The 2,962-nt window shown below is 32.0% G+C and carries 4 protein-coding genes; all 4 read left to right on the forward strand.

Features of this window, described 5'->3' with window-relative positions:
• On the forward strand, window positions 1-372 hold a 372-nt coding region (locus tag B036_RS31130; protein WP_044103858.1), incomplete at its 5' end, for a hypothetical protein.
• Window positions 373-375: 3 nt separating this feature from the next.
• Window positions 376-996 (forward strand): hypothetical protein, encoded by a 621-nt coding sequence (locus tag B036_RS0125650; protein WP_020571596.1) that lies wholly within the window; start codon window positions 376-378, stop codon window positions 994-996.
• A gap of 108 nt (window positions 997-1,104) precedes the next feature.
• Entirely contained in the window at window positions 1,105-2,253 is a 1,149-nt protein-coding gene (locus tag B036_RS0125655) for an AAA family ATPase (protein ID WP_020571597.1), read from the forward strand.
• Window positions 2,231-2,869 (forward strand): HNH endonuclease, encoded by a 639-nt coding sequence (locus tag B036_RS32695; RefSeq protein ID WP_020571598.1) that lies wholly within the window; start codon window positions 2,231-2,233, stop codon window positions 2,867-2,869. Before B036_RS0125655 ends, B036_RS32695 begins: the two co-directional genes overlap by 23 nt.
• The last annotated feature ends 93 nt before the right edge of the window (window positions 2,870-2,962 follow it).

Here is a 2,962-nt window from a genome sequence, read left to right on the forward strand (position 1 = left end):
AGGTTGCGTAAACACTGCGGGATTTGGTTGGATTTGCGTATGTTTGGGGAGGCAGATAGTTGCTGTTTACGCATGTTGGCGGGTAGCGTGTTGTTGGCTGCCATAAAAAAACAAAAAATGAAACAAGAGAATCAAAAAAACAAAAAAACAAATAAAGCAAGTATTGTTGGTGAAGGAAACATTATTTCTCAAACGCATGGCGGATTTGGAGATAATATTGGAGGAGATAAGATTATAGGTAATTCAAATATTAGTTACCTTGACGATAAGGATGAAAAATTAAGTTATAGACCGATAAAGCCTATATTAACCATCTTTACAATTTGTATATTATTATTCGTTATTGGATTTTTACTTTACAAAGTATTATAGAATATGGTTAAATGGTTACATAGAAATAGATTTGAAATATTTTCAATACTACTCTTTATCATTCTTCTTTTAATTGGGATTTTGATTTTCAAAAATCATGAATCTAACAAATCTCATTACAAAGAATACAAAGAGCTTTTTGATATTCTATCAAGTATTGTTAGTATTTTACTTATTTCCATAGGAGCAATTTTGTCATATTTCAAATTTTTTAAAGGAAGATTATTTCAAGAGAATATCGAGTTAGTTGTTTTTGCTAAAGTTGTCGAAAAAGACGAAAAATACAATTCCGTTTTCTGTAATATCAAAGTAAATAATATAGGAAATATTGCCATCATAAATCCAAAATCATATATGAAAGTAGAAGCTTTAAGTGATGATTTGGAGAATGGTAAAAAAAATGAAGAGAAGGAGATAGAACTAAATGAAGAGTATTCCAGCCAATCGAAAAAATGGATAATAATTGAACCAAAGGCTCATTATAATGTACATTCATTTCATAAATTTGATAAATCAATCTGGGCATTTAAGTACACCTTTCATTTGATTTCTGATAGAGGAAATTCATGGGTAAGAGTTGTAACAATTCCTAATAAAGACGGTTATGAATACCAACAAGACTAATGATATAAAATGAATACGGCAGCCAACAATGGCTATGACGTCAAGCTTCCTTCGTCAGCCTGCGCATAGCCGTGACGTTAGCGGCAACAAAAAGTAAAACAAGTAGAAATGGATATTAAAGAATTATCAGATGAATTATCAGTTAGCTTCTCAACTAATAATAACTTGTCAATACTAATCGGAGAAAACGGTTCTGGAAAATCGACTGTGTTAAATAGAGTGGCCAAAACGGCATCTAAAAGCGGATATGATGTAATCACTGTTGCGAATACGATATATGATAAGTTTACATACTATCATAGTAAAATCGCTCATTTTAAAAATTCTAGGGGACGATCTAGTTCAAATAATGCTATCATAACTTCCATTAAAAATATAGTTAAAGAGGATTCCAAGAATATTTATAGATTTGGTCAAATACTAAAATATGTAGGTTTTCAGCCAGAAATAGAAGTTCAAATTCGATTCAAGAATCCGAGTATAGACTACCTTAAGTTAGAAGCTGAGGGGTGGCAATCTGAAGTTCTCAATGAAATAAAGGGCATAATTTATTTAATTGGTGTTCATGAACACTATGGCTTGAATGGTTTCCACTTAGAGTTAGATAAAGCTAGCTTGTATGATTCAGATGTTGAATTACTTGTCAGAATTCTTAATCTACTGAAAGAACTTAGAAAACTCGGTGTAGTAAAACGAACTGATATCTTTTTATATAAAGATAGCCAAAGGGTAAATGTAAGGCAAGCAAGTTCAGGAGAAGTTTCTATTCTCAGTACTATGCTATTCATAGCAAGTAACATTACTAATCATGCGATGATACTTATTGATGAACCAGAAAACAGTTTACATCCTAAGTGGCAAATCGGATATATTACAATGATACTAGATCTATTTTACAGGTATGAACCTAAAATAATCATTGCTACCCATTCCCCACTGATTATTAATGCAACTGAAACCAAGGAAACTATGCTTAGCGTGTTTAAAGGTAATCAGGGTGAATTTGTAAAAGTAAATAGAAATATTTTAAGTATAGAAGAAACATATGAGGTTTATTTTGATGTCGCAACGCCTGACAATAATTATGTATCTGAATTTGTTGTCTCAAAAGTCAATGAGTTAAATGAAAATAAAATTAGTAGATCTGAATTTAGAACTATAGTATCACAACTAATAGAAAGTTCTTATCATCAGGTCCAGAAGAATGCCCTTGCTTCATTATATGATTTAGTTGATGAAATCAATAATTCTAAATAAGATGAGTTTTAATTGGACGGAAGATGAAATTGCGATCTTTGATTCAGTCAAAGACGATAAAGACAAGGCTTGGAAGAGAGCCGAAGTCAATCAGTGTAAAACTAGATTCAAGACCTTTCACTTGGATGGTGACAACCCTAAATGTTGCTACTGTGCTAAATTGTTTATAGGAGAGTTTAGAATGGTTATTGATATTGAGCATATTCTGCCAAAAAGTAAATATCCTGATCTAACATTTAATCTAAATAATCTAGCAATTGCATGTAAGAGATGCAATATGGATGTCAAAAAGATCCGCACTGATTTCTTAGTAAATCATCCCACTGCTAAAGAAGATTATTTCAAATCTATGTCATATAAATTTATTCATCCAAATATTGATAATTACAACCAAAATATAAACATACATAGGTTAAGCGTAAATGGTAAAGACTATATTAAATACTTTCCCTTGAACGATGGAAAGGGGAAGTACACATATGAATATTTTCGACTCTCTGAGATAGAGATCGATACATTTAATCAAGTGCAGGGTGGTTCTAATCAACCATCGTTCAATGATCGAATTAGAGGAAATTTAAGAAATAGACTACTTACAATTATTGGTAAAATATAATGCCGCTAACACTTAAAGCTCAAAGGCAGCCCTGACGTAGTCGGGCCTGACGTTGCGCTTTTGTTGGACTAACCCGCCACCCACGGAGCCTAT

Source organism: Neolewinella persica DSM 23188, assembly GCF_000373105.1.
Lineage (GTDB): Bacteria > Bacteroidota > Bacteroidia > Chitinophagales > Saprospiraceae > Neolewinella > Neolewinella persica.